Below are 19742 nucleotides of genomic sequence, written 5' to 3'. Positions count from 1 at the left end.
AGACGCAGATGAATACCGTTATTGCACAACAGATTGCCGAGCAGGGTGGCGTAGAAGCCTGGCTGACGGCGCAACAACATAAGAGCCTGCTGCGTTTCCTGACCTGCGGCAGCGTAGATGACGGCAAGAGCACCCTGATTGGCCGCCTGCTGCACGATACGCGACAGATTTATGAAGATCAGCTCTCCTCTCTGCATAACGACAGCAAACGTCATGGTACCCAGGGTGAAAAACTCGATCTGGCGCTGCTGGTGGATGGCCTGCAGGCGGAGCGCGAGCAGGGCATCACTATCGATGTCGCCTATCGCTACTTCTCGACGGAAAAACGCAAGTTTATTATCGCGGATACCCCGGGGCACGAGCAGTACACCCGCAATATGGCCACCGGCGCCTCAACCTGCGATCTGGCTATTCTGCTGATCGACGCGCGCAAAGGCGTGCTGGATCAGACCCGGCGCCACAGCTTTATCTCAACGCTGCTGGGCATCAAACATCTGGTAGTGGCGATCAACAAAATGGATCTGGTGGAGTATCGCCAGGAGACATTTGAGCAGATCAAACAGGATTACCTCGACTTCGCGGCCCAGCTGCCGGGCGATCTGGATATTCGTTTTGTACCGATGTCCGCGCTGGAAGGGGACAATGTCGCTACCCCGAGCACGACTATGCCGTGGTACAGCGGTCCGACGTTGCTGGACGTACTGGAAACGGTTGAGCTGAAGCGCGTTGTCGATCACCAGCCCATGCGTTTCCCGGTGCAGTATGTTAACCGTCCTAATCTCGATTTCCGCGGCTATGCCGGAACGCTGGCGTCAGGCACCGTACGGCCGGGAGATCGGGTAAAAGTCCTGCCTTCTGGCGTGGAGTCGACTATCGCACGTATCGTGACCTTTGATGGTGATCTGCCGGAAGCTGCGGCGGGTGAGGCGATTACGCTGGTGCTGAACGATGAGATCGATATCAGCCGCGGCGACCTGCTGGTTGCTGCCGATGCTGAACTGCAGGCGGTACAGTGCGCTACGGTTGACGTGGTCTGGATGGCGGAGCAGCCGCTGAAGCCGGGTCAAAGCTATGAAATCAAAATTGCGGGCAAAAAAGCGCGCGGCCGGGTGGAAAAAATCCTGCATCAGGTGGAGATCAATACCCTGGCAACGCACACCGTTGACAGCCTGCCGCTGAACGGTATCGGACTGGTAGAAATCACCTTTGATGAGCCGATGGTGCTGGATCCTTACCAGCAAAACCCGGTAACTGGCGGCATGATCTTCATTGACCGGCTGAGCAACGTCACCGTGGGCGCCGGTATGATTAACCAGCCGCAGAGCGCAGCACCTGCTACAGCGGGTAACTTTAGCGCCTTTGAGCTGGAGCTGAATGCGCTGGTGCGTCGTCACTTCCCGCACTGGAACGCGCGCGATCTGCTGGGCGGTGCGTAATGGCGCAGCATGATGAAAACGTGGTGTGGCACGACCATCCGGTCACCCGGGCGGCGCGTGAGCAGCAGCATGGTCATCAGGGTGTAGTGCTGTGGTTTACCGGGCTCTCCGGCTCGGGTAAATCCACCGTGGCAGGTGCGCTGGAGCAGGCGCTGCATCAGCTTGGCGTCAGCACTTACCTGCTGGACGGTGACAACGTGCGCCACGGTCTGTGCCGCGATCTCGGCTTCAGCGATGACGATCGCCGGGAGAATATCCGGCGCGTGGGTGAGGTGGCCCGGCTGATGATCGATGCCGGACTGGTGGTGCTCACCGCCTTCATCTCGCCGCACCGGGCTGAGCGGCAGATGGTGCGCGATCTGCTGGGCGAAGGTGAGTTTATTGAGGTCTTTGTCGATACACCGCTGGCGGTGTGTGAAGCGCGCGATCCGAAAGGGTTATATAAAAAAGCGCGCGCCGGTGAACTGCGTAATTTCACCGGTATTGACAGCGCGTATGAGGCGCCCGAAGCCGCTGATATCACGCTGGATGGCGAACAATTGGTTACAAAACTCGCGGCCCAATTGTTAGACCTGCTGCGCCGCCGCGATATCATCAGATCCTGAACCGACGCGGCAAACGCCTTCTCCGGGTTTGCCGCATTTTAGCGTCAACAGGATCTCTATGCAGAACGTCACTCCCATGCCCGCACGCAAAGACGACAGCTTGCCCGAAGAGCCGCGCTCCTCATTACCCGGCGGCGTTATTGGCTTTTTTGCCTACTGGTGCGCGCTGGCCATTCCCTTTCTGCTCTACGGCTCCAATACGCTATTCTTTTTTCTCTATACCTGGCCTTTTTTCCTTGCGCTGCTGCCGGTATCGGTGCTGGCCGGCATCGTGCTGAGCCTGATGATGCGTGGGCACCTCTTCTGGTGCGCCCTGGCGACCGGTCTGCTGGTCATCTGCCTCTTCTGGCTGGTGTTCTCCTATCTGTCCGGCTGGTAAGCGCAGAGATGTGCAAACGCATCCGCTGGTTACAAAAGTTTGCCTGCTGTTTTTCGTGCCCGCCTGCTATAAATAATCCGGATAAATCTGCTTACGCGCCATTTTCGCTGCCGCAGTGGAGTCCGGGCTCAAGTTATGGGATGATTGGGCCGTTTTTCAGGGGGCGGGGATGGGAAAACTGACGTTACTGCTGCTCGCGCTACTGGGATGGTTGCAATATTCCCTGTGGCTGGGCAAGAACGGTATCCATGATTACACACGCGTCAGCGAAGACGTGGTGTCACAACAGGCGAATAACGCCAAACTCAAAGCGCGAAACGATCAGCTGTTTGCCGAAATTGACGATCTCAATGGCGGTTCAGAGGCGATTGAGGAGCGCGCACGCAGCGAGCTGGGCATGATTAAACCCGGCGAGACTTTCTATCGCCTGGTGGCAGACCAGAACAAACGAAATGCGCAGCAGTCTGCGCAAAATCAGCAACGATAACAACATGACTCACCACTCTCACGCTGCGGATGTGATTGCCGTCGTGCCGGCTGCCGGTGTCGGCAGTCGCATGCAGGCGGCGTTTCCCAAGCAATATCTCACTATTGGTACCATGACGCTGCTGGAACACAGCGTGGCGCGCCTGCTGGCTAACGCCGCAGTGCAGCAGGTGATTGTCGCCGTCAGCGCTGACGACGGCTGGTTCGATTCGCTGCCGCTGGCGCACGATCCGCGCGTGGTGCGGGTCACCGGCGGCGCAACCCGGGCCGAGTCAGTGCTGGCAGGGTTACAGCACATCAGAGAGAGCGCATGGGTGCTGGTGCATGACGCCGCGCGCCCGTGCCTTCATGCTGACGACCTGGCACGGCTGCTGGCCGTGCGGGAGTACAGCAGAACCGGCGCCATTCTGGCAGCACCGGTACGCGATACCATGAAGCGCGCTGAGCCGGGCAAAACGGCGGTGGCACATACGGTGGAGCGTGACGATCTCTGGCACGCGCTGACGCCACAGTTTTTCCCGCATAGGCTGCTGACTGCCTGCCTGAGCCGGGCGCTCAGCGAAGGCGCTACGATCACGGATGAGGCGTCAGCGCTGGAGTATTGCGGCTATCATCCGCAGCTGATTAGCGGGCGCAGCGACAACATCAAGGTCACGCGGCCGGAAGATCTGGCGCTGGCGGCCTTTTACCTTACTCAGATTCAACGACAGGAGAACGCATAATGCGTATCGGTCACGGCTTCGACGTTCACGCTTTTGGCGGTGAAGGTCCACTGGTGATTGGCGGGGTGCGTATCCCGTTTGAGCACGGTTTTATTGCCCACTCCGACGGCGACGTTGCGCTGCATGCGCTGACCGATGCCCTGCTGGGCGCGGTGGCGATGGGCGATATTGGCAAGCTTTTTCCGGATACGGATCCGGCGTTTAAAGGAGCTGACAGCCGCGGCTTGCTGCGCGAAGCGTGGCGTCGTATTCAGGCGAAAGGCTACGCCATTGGCAACGTTGACGTCACGATTATCGCGCAGGCGCCTAAAATGCTGCCGCACGTGCCGCAGATGCGCGTCAATATCGCCGAAGATCTGGGCTGCCACATGGATGCGGTTAACGTGAAGGCCACCACCACCGAAAAGCTCGGCTTTACCGGACGCGGTGAAGGTATTGCCTGCGAGGCAGTGGCTCTGCTGGTAAAGGCTGACGCATGAGTGAGCTGCACTATCTGCACGGCGTGCCTGCTGCCACTGGCATAATTAAAGCGCGTCCGGATGATTTTGTGGTGATCGAAGATCTCGGTTATCCCTATGACGGCGACGGCGAGCAGCTGCTGGTACGCATCCGCAAAACGGGCTGCAACACGCGTTTTGTTGCTGAAGCCCTGGCAAAATATCTGGGCGTGCCGGCGCGCGACCTGAGCTATGCCGGCATGAAAGATCGCCACGCCGTGACTGAACAGACGCTCTGTTTCCGCCTGCCGGGTAACGCAATGCCGGTAATGAGCGGCTTTCAGCTTGAAGGGGTTGAGATCCTGCAGGTGATCCGGCACAGGCGTAAGCTGCGTACCGGCGCGCTGGCGGGAAATGCCTTTCGGCTGGTGATCCGCGACGTGTCTGATCGCGCCGACGTTGACGCGCGCCTGCAGCAGATTCAGGCTCAGGGCGTTCCCAACTATTTTGGCGAGCAGCGCTTTGGCCGCGGCGGGAATAACCTGCAGCAGGCGCAGCGCTGGGCAGAAGAGCAGTTTCATCCGCGCGATCGGAATATGAAAGGCCTGCTGCTGTCAGCCGCGCGTAGCTACCTGTTTAATCAGGTGACCAGCGCGCGTCTGCAGCGCGACGGCTCACTGCAGCTGGCGCAGGCAGGCGATGCGCTGCAGCTCGCCGGACGCGGCAGCTGGTTTGTCGCCGCTGCCGATGAGCTGCCAGCGCTGCAGCAGCGCGTGGCCGCGCATGAGCTGCGCATCACGGCACCGCTGGCGGGACGCGGTGAGGCGGGCACGCAGGGAGAGGTTGCCGCATTCGAGCAGCAGCAGCTGGCGCAGTCGCCGGCACTGCTGACGCTGCTGACGCGTGAACGGGTTGATACCGCCCGCCGCGCGATGCTGGTGGTGCCGGATAATCTGCAGTGGCAGTGGCAGGATGACGCCACGCTGGCCCTGCAGTTCTGGCTGCCCGCCGGCAGCTTCGCCACTAGCCTGGTGCGCGAGCTGCTGAGCAACGGCGCTGCGGCACCGCTCGGCGACGAGTAGCGCTGACGCCCGGCGCGTTAATTCACCCGGCCGCTGGCCGGGTTCTGACCACTGCAGAGACAAACCCTGCCTCTGTCACGATTTACGTCTACCACTTCCCACGCCTCATCGCTAGAATGCATCTATCCCTGTCTCACCGGCCGCTGGCGTAACTACGCCCGATTTTTCGCACAGCCGGCATCGGCTGGCGGGGACCGGTGAATGAACAAAGGTCAGAAACAGATGCGGATATTGCTGAGTAACGACGATGGAATCCATGCGCCCGGCATTCAGACGCTGGCGCACGCGCTGCGGGAATTTGCTGAGGTACAGGTGGTGGCACCCGACCGCAACCGCAGCGGTGCCTCAAATTCACTGACGCTGGAAACGCCGCTGCGTACCTTCACGCATGCCAGCGGCGATATCGCTGTACAGATGGGGACACCCACCGACTGCGTTTTTCTCGGCGTGAATAAGCTGATGCAACCGCGTCCTGACATTGTGGTCTCAGGCATCAATGCCGGTCCCAATCTGGGCGATGATGTGATCTATTCCGGTACCGTTGCAGCTGCGATGGAGGGGCGCCATCTCGGCCTGCCGGCGCTGGCGGTGTCGCTGAATGGTCATACGCACTATGACAGTGCGGCAGCCGTAACCTGCGTGCTGCTGCGTGCGCTCTCCCGGGCACCGCTGCGTACCGGACGTATCCTCAATATTAATGTGCCCGATTTGCCACTGGCGCAGATTAAAGGTTTTCGCGTCACGCGCTGCGGCAGCCGCCATCCGGCAGATCAGGTGATTTGCACTGAAGATCCGCGCGGCCAGCCGCTCTACTGGATAGGCCCGCCAGGCAAACAGCTTGATGCCGGCCCCGACACCGATTTTGCCGCCGTAGACGCCGGCTATGTTTCGCTGACGGCGCTGCATGTCGATCTCACCGCACACGCCGCGCAGAGCGTGCTGCATGACTGGCTGCTGCAGGCAGAGGTCTCACTGGCATGATAAACCGGCGCATCGACACGCTGTTAGCCCAGCTGCGGGCGCAGGGCATTACAGATGAGCGTCTGCTGCAGGCGATTGCGGATGTACCACGTGAGCGCTTTGTAGATGAAGCGTTTGAGCACAAGGCGTGGGACAACATGGCACTCCCTATCGGCAGCGGACAGACCATTTCCCAGCCCTATATGGTGGCGCGTATGACCGCGCTGCTGGAGCTGAACCCGCACTCCCGCGTACTGGAAATCGGCACCGGCTCCGGCTATCAGACCGCTATTCTGGCGCATCTGGTCAATCACGTCTGTTCCGTTGAGCGCATCAAAGGGTTGCAGTGGCAGGCTAAACGCCGTCTGAAGCAGCTCGACCTGCATAATATCTCTACCCGGCACGGTGATGGCTGGCTCGGCTGGCCCGCGCGCGGGCCGTTTGATGCCATCATTGTTACCGCAGCGCCCCCCGAAATTCCGACTGCGCTGATAGCACAGCTGGGTGAGGGTGGCAGAATGGTGCTGCCGGTGGGGGAGGACCATCAGGTGCTTAAGCGTCTGCGCCGCCACAAGGGCGAGCTGACGGAAGAGATTATCGAGCCGGTACGCTTTGTTCCGCTGGTGCAGGGTGACCTGGCGTAAGGGCGATCTTACGTATTTCTTCACAATCACAGCGTGGCATGGCGCAGGTGATATTGTTACTATCCTCTTTTTCGATACCGATGCGCGTTTGAGCCTATTCGCGTAGAGATTTATGCGGTTCAGGCCGCGAGAGAGTTCTGACCAGTATTGCCATCACGGGGGAGCAATGAGCACAGGAAGCACCGCATTTCAATTACGCCGTCTGGCGGCAGTCTCACTGGTAGGTTTCTGGCTGGCTGGCTGTAGCTCTGGCGATAATACGCAGGCGCCTATCAGTCAGGTTGGCAGTAATAATGGCGGCGGTATGGTCGCTCCACAAGGGGGTGGTATGGTTTCCGGGCAGAGTTCGCCGGTGCCCGCTATGCCACAGGGCGGAATGTTAAGCAGTAATACATCTTCTGCTGCTCCTGCGGGTGGAATGATTAGTGCCAGTAATAATGTAGCGACTGAAAACGGACGCATTGTTTACAACCGCAATTACGGGAATATTCCGAAAGGCAGCTACGGCGGTGAAACCTATACCGTCAAACATGGCGATACCCTGTTTTATATTGCCTGGATCACCGGCAATGACTTCCGCGATCTGGCTCAGCGCAACAATATTCCCGCGCCATACGGCCTGAGCGCAGGGCAAACCCTGCAGGTAGGCAACGGTAACGGTCAGACAATTACCGGTGGAAATGCGATTACAGCAGCCGATGCCAGCCAGAGCGGAGCCACCGGAACAACGGCGCAAACGCAAATAAAATCCCCTGCTGTTGCACAGCAACCTGTTATTACGTATTCTGATGATTCAGGTTCGACAGGTGGGAAAATGCTACCGTCGAAAGGAGCAACTAATGTGGCAACGACCACAGCTCCGGTTACCGCACCGCCTACAGTCAGCAGCACCTCAAATAGCTCAACCCCGGTGGGGAGCTGGCGCTGGCCGACTGATGGCAAGATCATCGATAACTTCTCTGCTGCGGAAGGCGGAAACAAAGGTATCGATATCGCCGGGTCTCGCGGACAATCTGTTGTCGCTACCGCATCGGGAAGGGTGGTGTACGCAGGTAACGCGTTACGCGGGTACGGTAATTTGATCATCATTAAGCATAATGATGATTATCTGAGTGCCTACGCCCACAACGATACAATGCTGGTCCGGGAACAACAGGAAGTTAAGGCGGGGCAAAAGATAGCTACCATGGGTAGCACCGGTACCAGTTCAGTTAGATTGCACTTTGAAATTCGTTACAAGGGGAAATCCGTAAATCCGTTGCGTTATTTACCGCAGCGATAATCCGGCAGAACCTTTGGTGTTCTGCCCTTGGATCACGGGTAGGAGCCGCTTATGAACCAGAATACGCTGAAAGTTAATGAGTTACATGAAGATGCGGAATTCGAGGAGAACGGAGCTGAAGTTTTCGATGAGAAAGCTCTTGTTGAGAACGAACCTGGTGATAGCGAAGTAGCAGAAGAAGAGCTGTTGTCACAGGGTGCGACGCAACGAGTATTGGATGCGACGCAGCTCTACCTCGGAGAGATCGGTTATTCCCCGTTGCTGACGGCAGAAGAAGAAGTCTTCTTTGCGCGTCGTGCTTTACGAGGCGATATTCCTTCTCGCCGCCGCATGATCGAAAGTAACTTACGCCTGGTAGTGAAGATTGCCCGTCGTTACAGCAATCGTGGTCTGGCCCTGCTGGACCTGATTGAAGAGGGTAACCTCGGCCTGATTCGTGCCGTAGAGAAATTTGACCCGGAGCGCGGGTTCCGTTTCTCAACGTACGCTACCTGGTGGATTCGTCAGACTATTGAACGGGCTATCATGAACCAAACCCGTACAATTCGCCTGCCGATTCATATTGTCAAAGAGCTGAACGTTTACCTGCGTACCGCGCGTGAACTTTCACACAAGCTCGATCACGAGCCGAGTGCGGAAGAGATTGCCGAGCAGCTGGACAAGCCGGTTGATGACGTGAGCCGTATGCTGCGTCTCAATGAACGTATTACCTCGGTTGACACCCCGCTGGGTGGTGATTCCGAAAAAGCGCTGCTGGATATCCTGGCCGATGAGAAAGACAACGGCCCGGAAGACACCACGCAGGACGATGACATGAAACAGAGCATCGTTAAGTGGTTGTTTGAACTCAATGCTAAGCAGCGTGAAGTGCTGGCGCGTCGTTTCGGCCTGTTAGGCTATGAAGCGGCAACCCTGGAAGATGTGGGTCGCGAAATCGGGTTAACCCGCGAGCGCGTTCGTCAGATTCAGGTGGAAGGGCTGCGTCGCCTGCGGGAAATCCTGCAGACACAGGGCCTCAATATCGAAGCACTGTTTCGTGAATAAGCCATAATCAGCAGCAAAAACGGTGACCTGTCTGGTCACCGTTTTTTTTTGCTGCGATCAGACCAGGCTTTTCAGCCGGTAGATCCACTCCAGCGCCTGCTTTGGCGTCAGGCTGTCAGGATCCAGCGCTTCCAGCGCGTCCACCGCCGGCGAGGTCTCTGCCACCAGCAGAGGCAGCTGCGCACCGCCATCTGCAGAGGCGCTCTGACTGCCGGAAAGCGCCTCCAGCTCTTTCAGCTTCTGCCGCGCGCGCTTGATTACCTCTTTTGGCACGCCCGCCAGCGCCGCAACCGCCAGGCCATAACTCTTGCTGGCGGCACCCTCCTGCACGCTGTGCATGAAAGCGATGGTATCGCCATGTTCAACCGCATCCAGATGCACATTCACAACACCCTCCAGTTTTTCCGGCAGCGTGGTCAGCTCGAAATAGTGGGTGGCAAACAGCGTCATCGCTTTGATGCGACTGGCAAGGCTTTCGGCACAAGCCCAGGCGAGTGACAGGCCATCATAGGTTGAAGTGCCGCGACCTATCTCATCCATCAGTACCAGGCTATTTTCCGTCGCATTGTGCAGAATATTGGCGGTTTCTGTCATCTCAACCATAAACGTTGAGCGGCCGGAGGCAAGGTCGTCTGCCGCACCGACGCGGGTAAAGATGCGATCGACAGGACCAATCACGACCTCTTCAGCCGGTACGAAACTGCCTATCCACGCCATCAGCGCAATCAGCGCGGTCTGACGCATATAGGTGCTTTTACCGCCCATGTTTGGTCCGGTGATGATCAGCATGCGCCGCTGCATCGACAGCGAGAGCGGGTTGGCAATAAAGGGCTCTTTCAGCACCTGTTCCACCACCGGATGCCGGCCTGCGGTAATGCGGATCCCCGCTTTCTCCTGCAGCACCGGCCGGCAGTAGTTCAGCGTCCAGGCGCGCTCTGCCAGGCTGGCGAGTACATCCAGCTCGGCCAGCGCGGCCGCGCTCAGCTGCAGCGCTTCAAGATGCGGCAGCAGGCGATCGAACAGCTCCTCATAGAGGCCTTTTTCCAGCGCCAGCGCCTTGCCTTTGGAGGTCAGAACTTTATCTTCATACTCTTTCAGCTCAGGAATGATATAGCGCTCGGCGTTTTTCAGCGTCTGGCGGCGCACATAGTGGATGGGCACCAGGTGACTCTGACCGCGGCTAACCTGAATGTAGTAACCATGTACCGCGTTAAAGCCGACTTTCAGCGTATCCAGCCCCAGTTTTTCCCGCTCGCGGATCTCCAGCCGGTCAAGATAGTCACTGGCACCGTCAGCCAGCGCCCGCCACTCATCGAGTTCAGCGTTGTAACCAGGCGCGATGACGCCGCCGTCACGCACCAGCACCGGCGGTGATTCAATAATTGCCTGCTCCAGCAGCGTACGCAGCTCAGCAAACTCGCCCGTCTGCGTGCGCAGGCTCACCAGCCGTTCCGCCTCTGCTCCGGCCAGCAGCTGATTGATTTCCGGCAGCTGCTGAAACGCATGCCGCATGCGCGCCAGATCGCGCGGGCGAGCGGTGCGCAGCGCCAGGCGTGCCAGTATGCGCTCCAGATCGCCTACCTGACGCAGGACCGGCTGCAGCGCGTCGCTCAGCGACTGCAATTCTGCAATCGCATCCTGACGCCGGACGATTGTCGTAAGATCGCGCAGCGGCATATGCAGCCAGCGCTTCAGCATACGGCTGCCCATCGGCGTGACGGTTTTATCCAGAACCGCTGCCAGCGTGTTATCGATCCCGCCGGCCAGATTCTGGGTGATTTCAAGATTACGGCGCGTGGCCGCGTCCATGATCACGCTATCCTGCTGGCGCTCCATGCTCAGGGAGCGAATGTGCGGCAGCGTGGTACGCTGGGTATCTTTGGCATACTGCAGCAGACAGCCCGCAGCGCGCAGCCCCAGATGTGCCTGCTCCACGCCAAATCCGCGCAGGTCGCGCGTGCCGAACTGCAGATTCAGCTGCTGGCGCGCGGTGTCGATCTCAAATTCCCACAGCGGACGCCGCCGCAGCCCGCGGCGCTGGTCAATGAGCGACATCGCCTGCAGATCTTCAGGGTAGAGCAGCTCCGCAGGATTCGTGCGCTGGAGTTCTGCTGCCATCGCTTCAGCGTCGCCCGGTTCGCTCAGGCGGAAACGCCCGGAGCTGATATCCAGCGTGGCGTAGCCAAAGCCGCGCTGGCTCTGGAAGATAGCGGCCAGCAGGTTATCCTGGCGCTCCTGCAGCAGCGCTTCATCGCTGATAGTGCCAGGGGTGACAATCCGTACCACCTTGCGCTCAACCGGGCCTTTGCTCAGCGCCGGATCGCCGATCTGTTCGCAAATCGCCACTGACTCACCCAGCTGAACCAGCTTTGCCAGATAGCCCTCTACGGCGTGATAGGGCACACCGGCCATCGGAATGGGCTCACCGGCTGAAGCACCCCGTTTGGTCAGGGAGATCTCCAGCAGCTGCGAGGCGCGCTTTGCATCATCAAAGAACAGCTCGTAGAAATCGCCCATGCGGTAGAACAGCAGGATGTCAGGGTGATCGGCTTTCAGGCGCAGATACTGCTGCATCATTGGCGTGTGAGCGCTGATATTCTCTAATGTACTCATAGTATTAGGGTGTCCATGTTTAAACATAAGCAGCGCGATACATGATTCTGATTCTCTTTTATCTGCCCCTCTTAAGGCTCAGCGTGGTTGCCAGAGGCTGGCTGAAGGGCGGGCAGTAACCTGAATGTGTTCACGAGTACGTGCTGATTATGATAACGGAGTCTGTATAGCAGGAAAACCGGCGCGCAGGGCTGTTTCTTCGGGCAGGCTTCAGAATTGCAGAATGAGCCGGTACTGTTTCTGCGCTGAGGGCGCAAAATGTCATCGTCAACATTTCACGAAAGCTGATACCATCGCGTTACTCCTGCTGACACTGCCGATAGCGAATGTTATGACCCGAAAAAGTACCAAAGCGGCCACCATTAAAGATATTGCGCAGATTGCCGGCGTAACCAATATTACCGTTTCACGCGTGTTTACTGCCCCTGATAAGGTTAAACCCGAAACGCGCGAGCGGATCCTGGCCGCAGCACGCACGCTTAACTATGTGCCTAACGCGTTTGCCCGCAATATCAAAGCCAGCCAGAGCCCTATTATCGGCGTGGTTACCGACGATACCTTTAATATTGTTTATTCCCATATCATCAAAGAGGTGTGCCGCCTGTCAGATGCCAAAGGCTATTCGGTCATGTTCTTTACCACGAACGGCAACCGGCAGATTGAGGCGCGCGCGCTGCAGACGCTGGTCAGCTATAAAGCGGCCGGGATTATTTTGTCGGTAGTGGAGGATTCTGACCGCTACGATAAAAGCCATATCGACGTGGTGCGCCACTCCTCAAGCCAGCTTATCCAGCTGGATCGTCAGTTTGATACGTTGCTGCCGGCGGTCTATATCAACAACAGCCGTGCCGGTGAGCTGGTTGCAGAAGCGATAATGAAAAAAGCGTTTCGCAATGTGCTGGTCATTGGCGGCAGCGAACACTCTCACATTACCCGGCAGCGTATTGACGGGATCCGAAGCGGGATTGACGAGCGCGTTACTCTGCACACGCTTTATACCGACTACCGCTACGAACATGCTAAGGCGATGATTCAGTCATGGTTCTCTACCACCCATGAACGCTACGATGCAATTGTCGGATTAAACGGCATGATTACACTGGCGGCTATTAATCTGGCCAACAAGTGGGGAATGCACGACACCGGCTTTATCTCTGTTGATGAAGTACCCTGCGCCGAAGATTTTAATCAGGTTATTCCTTATGTCGCTCATGATACCGGCCAGTGGGCGCGGGTGGTGTCAGAAAATATCATCTCCGCTATTGAGGGCCGTCCCTACGAAACCCGCGTGATGCTTAATGGCTTCCTGAAAAACCTTTAGTTTCAGACGCCTGCCGGGTTTTTTCTGTAACAACACTGAAAGCGATGTTAATAAGATGTGACTTGCCGCAAGGATCTTAAACTTGTCCATCTGAGAATGTTGACGTTGTCATTTAGGGTGTTTAAATTTTGATCTCATGTCTGTGGCGATGAATTTAACAATCCTCAGATAGCGTATTCCTGGCATACAGGACGTTTTTATCTTTATGTTAACGTCAACATTTCAGGTGTGGTTGCGCAGTGTTCCTGTACCGGCTTTATTTCGTAACGACGATAAGCAGTTAACTGAAAAGACCCGGAGAAAATTATGAAAGGCAAACTGAACACCCTGCTGGCGCTCTGTGTAACGACCCCTTTAATGCTGGCATCTGCACTGGCGATAGCAAAGCCGCTCACTATCGGCATGTCCTTCCAGGAGATGAATAACCCCTATTTTGTCACCATGCAGGAAGCGCTCAAGGCTGCAGCCGGCAGCATGGGGGCTACGGTGATTGAGGCAGATGCCCGTCACGATGTCTCAAAGCAGATCAACGACATTGAAGATATGCTGCAGAAAAAAGTCGACATCCTGCTGATTAATCCGGCGGACACCAACGGGGTGGAAAACGCGGTAAACGAGGCAAAAAAAGCGGGCGTAGTGGTAGTGGCGATTGACGCTCAGGCTAAAGGCCCAATCGACTCTTTTGTTGGCTCCAAAAATTATGATGCCGGCCTGCAGGCCGGAGAGTTTCTGGCGAAAGCGCTGGGCGGTAAAGGTAAGGTCGCCATTCTTGATGGTATTCCGGTGGTGCCGATCATCGAACGCGTTAAAGGGTTTGAAGATGCAATGAAGAAATATCCCGGCATCAAAATCGTTAACCGTCAGAACGGCAAACAGGAGCGTGATACTGCGCTAAGCGTTACCGAAAATATGCTGCAGGCAGCGCCGGATCTGGCCGGCATTTTTAGCGTCAACGATACCGGTGCGCTCGGGGCTCTGGCGGCGATTCAGGCGAACGGCGCAGATGTGAAACTGGTCAGCGTCGATGGTCAGCCGGAAGCGGTGAAAGAGATTGAGAAAGCGGGATCGCCGTTTATTGCAACTTCTGCGCAGTTCCCGCGTGACATGGTACGGCTGGGGCTGGGCGTGGCGATGGCGAAGCACTGGGGAAGTCAGGTGCCGGCTGCAGTACCGCTTGACGTAAAACTGATCACGAAAGAGAACGCCAGCGGCTTTAGCTGGTAATCACTCCGGGGAGGCGCTGCCATGCCGTTACTGCAACTCAGCGGAATCAGTAAATCATTTCCGGGCGTACGCGCGTTAAACAACATCAACCTGACGCTGCACGCCGGTGAAATCCATGCGCTGCTCGGTGAAAACGGGGCGGGTAAATCCACGCTGATGAAGATCCTGAGCGGTATTTATCAGCCTGACAGCGGCGAAATCGCTATCGATGATCGGCCGCAGCAGTTTGCTGGCTATCGTCAGGCGATAACAGCTGGCGTGGGAATTGTCTTTCAGGAGTTCTCGCTGATACCGGGTCTTAATGCCGTCGAGAATATTTTTCTGAATCGCGAACAGCGTACCCGCTGGGGATGGCTGGATCGCCAGACGATGCGCAGTCGTACGCTGGCGCTGCTGGCGCGGCTGGGGGTTGAACTCGATCCGGACATTGCGGTAACGCACCTCAGCGTGGCGCAGCAGCAGTTTGTTGAGATTGCCAAAGCGCTGGCGCTGGATGCGCGGATCCTGATCCTTGATGAACCTACGGCAACGCTGACGCCGGGTGAAGCTGAGCATCTGTTCCGGGTGATGCGCGACCTGCGACAGCAGGGGGTGGGCATGCTGTTCATCTCGCATCATCTGGAGGAGATCTTTGCGGTATGCGACACCATTACGGTACTGCGCGACGGAGGCTATGTTGGCACTCTCCCGGTGAGCGACTGCAGCAGCGAGCAGCTGGTAAAAATGATGGTGGGCCGTCAGGTGGCACAGCATTTCCCCGATAAGCTGCCGCTGCCGGCGGCAACGCTACCGCTGCTGGACGTCAATCTGCAGCGCCAGCGCCAGGGGCCCGCAGACGCTTTTCAGCTCTGGCCCGGAGAAATTCTCGGCTTTGCCGGGCTGGTGGGATCGGGCCGCACCGAAACCGCCTGCGCGATGCTGAGTGCACAGGCGTGCTGGCAAAAAGAGGTACGCCTGAATGGCGAGCCGCTGCGGCTGCGTACGCCCGCCGATGCCTTAGAGCAGGGGATCGGACTGCTGCCGGAAAACCGCAAAACCGAAGGGCTGGTACTGCCGTTTAGCGTGGCGCATAACATCACGCTGAACCGGCAGATCACCCACGGCGGATTTCTGCACCATGTGCGCGAGCGTGAAGTGGTCAGCGATCTTATCCGCAGGGTTGGCGTGAAAACGCCGTCAGCGGAGCAGGAGGTGAATACGCTTAGCGGCGGCAATCAGCAAAAGGTGGTCATTGCGCGCTGGCTGAATAATGACTGCAAGGTGCTGATCTTTGACGAACCCACGCGCGGTATCGATGTAGGCGCAAAAATGGAAATTTATCAGCTGATGCAGCAGCTGACCCGTAAGGGCATCGCCATCATCGTCATCTCTTCTGAGCTGCCGGAGATTATTGGCCTCTGCCACCGGGTGCTGGTGTTTCGCAACGGACATATTGCGCAGGAGCTTCACGATACGGCAATCAACGCTGAAACCATCATGCTACACGCTACGGGGAACGCATCATGAGTATTCTCTCTAATTCCATGCTGTCACAAACGTCGCGCAGGCGTGGCCGGCTTGACCGCTGTCTGCACCATCCCGCCTTCCTGCCGTTTGTCGGTTTTGTGCTGCTGTTTATTGTGATGATTTTTCTCAACGATAGCTTTCTGACCGCGAACAACCTCAGCAACGTGGCGCGTCAGGTCTCTATCAACGCCATTATTGCCGTGGGAATGACCTGTGCCATCTTAACTGGCGGGATCGACCTGTCAGTGGGATCGGTGATGGCGCTCTCCGGCACCGTGGCCGCCGGTCTGATGGTGGCGGGTATTCCGATGCCGCTGGCGGTGCTGGCCGGATTGCTGATCGGTATGGGCTTTGGTGCCCTGAATGGCGGCTGTATCGCCTGGCTGCGGATGCCGCCCATCATCGTTACGCTCGCCAGCATGGGGATCGCACGGGGACTGGCGCTGATGTATACCGGGGGATATCCCATCTCCGGCCTGCCGGAAAGCTTCATGATGTTTGGCCGTGCCAGCCTGCTGGGTATTCAGGTGCCCATTTTAATCATGCTGGTGGTCTATTTGCTGGCGTGGATCCTGCTGCACCAGAAGCCCTTTGGTCGTCACGTCTACGCTCTGGGCGGCAATGAAGAGGCCGCGCGCCTGAGCGGTATCCGTGTCTCACGCACCAAGCTCTGGGTATATATCATCAGCGGACTCACGGCGGCGGTGGCCGGTATTGTGCTCAGTTCGCGTCTGATGAGCGGACAGCCCAACGCCGGTAACGGATTTGAGCTGGATGCGATCGCTGCTGTCGTGCTGGGCGGGGCGGCAATAGCTGGCGGTAAAGGTGCCATTCTTGGGACGCTGGTAGGCGCGATGATGCTCGGCATTCTCAATAATGGCCTGAATCTGATGGGGGTTTCACCCTATGTGCAGATTGTGATTAAAGGCGGGATCATTCTGGGCGCGATCTGGCTGAGTTCCGTTAAGCGTAAAGCACACCGTTAAGATAGCCTGCGGGCTATCTCTCTGTCATTCAATGTTGACGTTAACATTTATCGAAAAGGATACGCTATGAATATTCTGCCGCAACAGATCAAAAGCCTGGTGAACTATGGCCCGCGCGATTATCGCCTGGAGACCTTACCGCTGCCTGAGCCAAAAGCACGCGAGCTGCTGGTAAAAGTGGGGGCATGTGGTATCTGCGCGTCTGACGTCCACTGCTGGCACGGGGCGCCAATGTACTGGGGAGATGGCAATCCGGAAAAAGCCTGGGTTAAAACGCCAGTAGTGGTGGGGCATGAGTTTTATGGCACGGTCGTCGGATATGGCGAGGGCGCGCTGGAGCATTTTGGCGTGTCGCCTGGCGACCGCGTCATCGCTGAACAGATTATTCCCTGTAATCAGTGCCGCTTCTGCAAAGATGGCAAATACTGGATGTGCGAAAAGCACGACATCTACGGCTTTCAGACGCAGGACTCTGATGGCGGTATGACCGAATATATGCTGTTCAAAGCCAACAGCCGGGTGCATAAAATTCCTGATACGCTGACGCACGAAGAGTGCGCGCTGATTGAGCCCTTCGCCTGTGCGGTCCACGCGGTGAACCGCGCGGCGATTGAATTCAATGATGTGGTGGTGCTGGCGGGGGCTGGCCCGCTCGGCACCGGCATGATTCAGGCTATCCGCCTCAAAAACCCCAAGCTGTTTATTGTACTGGATACCATTCCGGAACGTCTGACGCTGGCGAAAAAGCTGGGGGCCGATCTGGTTTTCAACCCGCTGGAGCAGGATGTGGATGCGGAGGTGCGCAAACTCACTGACGGCTACGGCTGCGACATCTATATAGAGGCGACCGGCAACCCGCTGGCGGTCAATCAGGGACTGCAGATGATCCGGCGCATGGGCCGCTATGTCGAGTTCAGCGTGTTTGGTAAGCCTGCAACGGTAGACTGGTCGATCATTGGCGACCGCAAAGAGCTGGATGTGCGCGGCTCACATCTTGGCCCGCACTGCTATGAAACGGTCATCAGCTTTTTTGAGAAAAAATGGTTCACCGCAGAAGGCATTGTTACGCACAGTTTTCCGCTGGCGGAGTGGGAGCAGGGGTTTGCGATGGCATCAGGTCGCGAATCGATCAAAGTGCTGCTGGTACCCTGAACCGTTACGTGCGCCACCTCGTCCTGAGGGGCGCACACACCGCGTAAAGTTACGACATTACTCTGTCCGTTAATGCGCTGAACGACTACCATATGCGTTCAGGTTTTTTGCTCGCTTATGGATATCTAATGCGTATTAAGGTTGCCCTCATTCCGTTTTTTTTCCTGCTTGCTGCCTGCAGCAGCAAGCCTGCGCCTCATCAGCAAGGCGATGTTGTGCCGGCACCTAAAGGCGGCTTCCTGCTGGATTCGTCGCATGCGGTTCAGCCGATGTTTGGTGACTTTGCCGGCAACCCGGCAGCAGAACAATTTATCGATCGGATGGTAGCGAAACATGGTTTTGATCGCGATCAGCTGCATGCGGTTATCGGCCAGGCAAAGAGGCTTGATTACGTACTGCGCCTGATGGATCAGCAGGCACCGAGCTATACGCCGCCAGCGGGGCCAAACGGCGCCTGGCTGCGCTACCGGAAAAAATTTATCACGCCCGATAACGTACAGAATGGCGTAGCGTTCTGGAATCAGTATGAAGATGCTCTGCAGCGGGCGCAGCAGGTTTATGGCGTACCGCCGGAAATTATCGTCGGCATTATCGGCGTTGAGACGCGCTGGGGCCGGGTGATGGGCAAAACCCGTCTGCTGGATGCGCTGGCGACGCTCTCGTTTAACTATCCGCGCCGCGCCGCCTATTTCAGCAGCGAGCTGGAAACGTTTCTGCTGATGGCGCGCACCGAACAGGACGATCCGCTGGATCTGCGCGGATCCTTTGCCGGGGCAATGGGCTATGGCCAGTTTATGCCCTCATCCTATAAAGAGTACGCGGTAGATTTTAACGGAGATGGTCATACCAATCTCTGGGATCCGGTTGATGCGATTGGCAGCGTCGCAAACTATTTCAAAGCGCACGGCTGGCGCAGCGGTGAGACAGTCGCCGTACCGGCGAGCGGACAGGCACCCGCGCTGGAGAATGGCTTCAAAACGCGTTATCCGGTTGCCACGCTGGCGGCGAGCGGTCTGACCCCGCAGGGCTCACTGAATGGCAACAGCGAAGCCAGCCTGCTGCGGCTCGATCTGGGCACCAGCTATCAGTACTGGTACGGCCTGCCTAACTTCTATGTGATTACGCGTTATAACCACAGCACCCATTACGCGATGGCCGTATGGCAGCTGGGAGAGGAGGTCGCCAAAGCGCGGCAGGGCAATCTGCTTTAATGCTGTCCTTATAAAGTGTGAGGATATAATATGGCACCCTCTTTGCGGTGCCATTTCACCGCATGCAGATTATCAGGAGCACTTATGGAGCATTTACCCGCCTGTCCGCTGTGTCAGGCTGATTATACCTGGCAGGATGGCGACAACCTTAACTGCCCGTCGTGCGGCCATATCTGGTCTGCCAGCGCGGCAGAAGCGAACGATACGCTGCTGGTACGCGATGCCAATGGCAATATGCTGGCAGATGGCGACAGCGTCACCGTGGTCAAAGATTTAAAGGTAAAGGGCAGCTCTTCGGTGCTGAAAATCGGTACCAGGGTCAAAAGTATTCGTCTGGTTGAAGGCGATCACAATATTGACTGCAAAATCGAGGGCTTTGGCCCGATGAAACTCAAATCTGAGTTTGTGAAAAAGAGCTGATGGCCGGACGGCGCAGGCCGTCCTGTTTTTTACCCTGAAGGTATTTACGCCTCCCGCTTTCGGTTCCTGCTGCGCCACCCTCTGTACTGAACACCTCCGGTCTCACTCACTGCTGAACGTCAGCGCCTGCCTGGCACAGATCGCGACTATGCTTGATTAAGCGGTACTGACTCCGGCCGATCCGGCACGCGGCAACGGCACGCTGCTGTGCGCTTCCCCGCATCCGGTCAGG

Annotated in this window: 19 protein-coding genes; 18 read left to right on the top strand and 1 reads right to left on the bottom strand. The window is 57.3% G+C overall.

Annotated features, from left to right (window positions below; genetic code table 11):
• Window positions 1-8: 8 nt before the first annotated feature.
• The 11 genes from cysN to rpoS all read left to right on the top strand — a co-directional run bounded on the left by cysN (window position 9) and on the right by rpoS (window position 9077).
• Window positions 9-1436 (top strand): sulfate adenylyltransferase subunit CysN, encoded by a 1428-nt coding sequence (gene cysN / locus B4056_RS00895; RefSeq protein WP_039379860.1) that lies wholly within the window; start codon window positions 9-11, stop codon window positions 1434-1436.
• A complete protein-coding gene (gene cysC, locus B4056_RS00890) occupies window positions 1436-2041 on the top strand; it encodes an adenylyl-sulfate kinase (protein WP_094112211.1) in 606 nt (201 codons plus the stop codon). The genes cysN and cysC overlap by 1 nt, the downstream gene beginning before the upstream one ends.
• 58 nt (window positions 2042-2099) lie before the next feature.
• Window positions 2100-2420, top strand: coding sequence for a DUF3561 family protein (locus tag B4056_RS00885; protein WP_071668538.1), 321 nt, complete (start codon window positions 2100-2102; stop codon window positions 2418-2420).
• A 169-nt stretch (window positions 2421-2589) separates the two neighbouring features.
• Window positions 2590-2907: a cell division protein FtsB gene (gene ftsB / locus B4056_RS00880; RefSeq protein ID WP_039379853.1), complete on the top strand. Its 318-nt coding sequence runs from the start codon at window positions 2590-2592 to the stop codon at window positions 2905-2907.
• Between the two features lie 4 nt (window positions 2908-2911).
• On the top strand, window positions 2912-3628 hold the full coding sequence (gene ispD / locus B4056_RS00875; protein ID WP_039385626.1) for a 2-C-methyl-D-erythritol 4-phosphate cytidylyltransferase: 717 nt from the start codon (window positions 2912-2914) through the stop codon (window positions 3626-3628).
• Window positions 3628-4107, top strand: a complete 480-nt coding sequence (gene ispF / locus B4056_RS00870; protein WP_039379851.1) for a 2-C-methyl-D-erythritol 2,4-cyclodiphosphate synthase — start codon at window positions 3628-3630, stop codon at window positions 4105-4107. Before ispD ends, ispF begins: the two co-directional genes overlap by 1 nt.
• Complete coding sequence (gene truD / locus B4056_RS00865) at window positions 4104-5147, top strand: tRNA pseudouridine(13) synthase TruD (protein ID WP_071668537.1); 1044 nt, start codon at window positions 4104-4106, stop codon at window positions 5145-5147. Before ispF ends, truD begins: the two co-directional genes overlap by 4 nt.
• 222 nt (window positions 5148-5369) lie before the next feature.
• A complete protein-coding gene (surE, locus tag B4056_RS00860; protein ID WP_039385625.1) occupies window positions 5370-6128 on the top strand; it encodes a 5'/3'-nucleotidase SurE in 759 nt (252 codons plus the stop codon).
• Complete coding sequence (locus tag B4056_RS00855) at window positions 6125-6751, top strand: protein-L-isoaspartate(D-aspartate) O-methyltransferase (protein WP_039379847.1); 627 nt, start codon at window positions 6125-6127, stop codon at window positions 6749-6751. The genes surE and B4056_RS00855 overlap by 4 nt, the downstream gene beginning before the upstream one ends.
• 166 nt (window positions 6752-6917) lie before the next feature.
• Complete coding sequence (gene nlpD, locus B4056_RS00850; protein WP_094112159.1) at window positions 6918-8033, top strand: murein hydrolase activator NlpD; 1116 nt, start codon at window positions 6918-6920, stop codon at window positions 8031-8033.
• A 51-nt stretch (window positions 8034-8084) separates the two neighbouring features.
• A complete protein-coding gene (rpoS, locus tag B4056_RS00845; protein ID WP_039330767.1) occupies window positions 8085-9077 on the top strand; it encodes an RNA polymerase sigma factor RpoS in 993 nt (330 codons plus the stop codon).
• 57 nt (window positions 9078-9134) lie between these two features.
• Here rpoS and mutS read toward each other — a convergent pair whose 3' ends face one another.
• Window positions 9135-11690, bottom strand: a complete 2556-nt coding sequence (gene mutS / locus B4056_RS00840) for a DNA mismatch repair protein MutS (RefSeq protein ID WP_094112160.1) — start codon at window positions 11688-11690, stop codon at window positions 9135-9137.
• Window positions 11691-12021: 331 nt separating this feature from the next.
• Between mutS and B4056_RS00835 the strand changes: the two genes are divergently transcribed.
• The 7 genes from B4056_RS00835 to B4056_RS00805 all read left to right on the top strand — a co-directional run bounded on the left by B4056_RS00835 (window position 12022) and on the right by B4056_RS00805 (window position 19510).
• Window positions 12022-13011, top strand: coding sequence for a LacI family DNA-binding transcriptional regulator (locus tag B4056_RS00835; RefSeq protein WP_039385624.1), 990 nt, complete (start codon window positions 12022-12024; stop codon window positions 13009-13011).
• 357 nt (window positions 13012-13368) lie between these two features.
• Window positions 13369-14235 carry an ABC transporter substrate-binding protein gene (locus tag B4056_RS00830; RefSeq protein ID WP_369826801.1) on the top strand — a complete coding sequence of 289 codons (867 nt, stop codon included), beginning with the start codon at window positions 13369-13371 and terminating at the stop codon, window positions 14233-14235.
• 21 nt (window positions 14236-14256) lie between these two features.
• Window positions 14257-15741, top strand: a complete 1485-nt coding sequence (locus B4056_RS00825) for a sugar ABC transporter ATP-binding protein (protein WP_288653489.1) — start codon at window positions 14257-14259, stop codon at window positions 15739-15741.
• A 17-nt stretch (window positions 15742-15758) separates the two neighbouring features.
• Complete coding sequence (locus tag B4056_RS00820) at window positions 15759-16727, top strand: ABC transporter permease (RefSeq protein WP_039385622.1); 969 nt, start codon at window positions 15759-15761, stop codon at window positions 16725-16727.
• A 66-nt stretch (window positions 16728-16793) separates the two neighbouring features.
• Complete coding sequence (locus tag B4056_RS00815) at window positions 16794-17879, top strand: alcohol dehydrogenase catalytic domain-containing protein (RefSeq protein ID WP_094112162.1); 1086 nt, start codon at window positions 16794-16796, stop codon at window positions 17877-17879.
• Between the two features lie 128 nt (window positions 17880-18007).
• Complete coding sequence (mltB, locus tag B4056_RS00810; protein ID WP_288653486.1) at window positions 18008-19090, top strand: lytic murein transglycosylase B; 1083 nt, start codon at window positions 18008-18010, stop codon at window positions 19088-19090.
• An 84-nt stretch (window positions 19091-19174) separates the two neighbouring features.
• Window positions 19175-19510 carry a zinc ribbon domain-containing protein YjdM gene (locus B4056_RS00805; protein ID WP_094112164.1) on the top strand — a complete coding sequence of 112 codons (336 nt, stop codon included), beginning with the start codon at window positions 19175-19177 and terminating at the stop codon, window positions 19508-19510.
• Window positions 19511-19742 lie beyond the last annotated feature (232 nt).

The sequence above is a fragment of the Pantoea sp. UBA7232 genome (genome assembly GCF_002473195.1).
GTDB classification, from domain to species: Bacteria; Pseudomonadota; Gammaproteobacteria; order Enterobacterales; family Enterobacteriaceae; genus Pantoea; species Pantoea eucrina.
The sequence above is the reverse complement of the archived record's forward strand: the minus strand, read 5'-3'. Positions and strand labels throughout refer to the sequence as shown.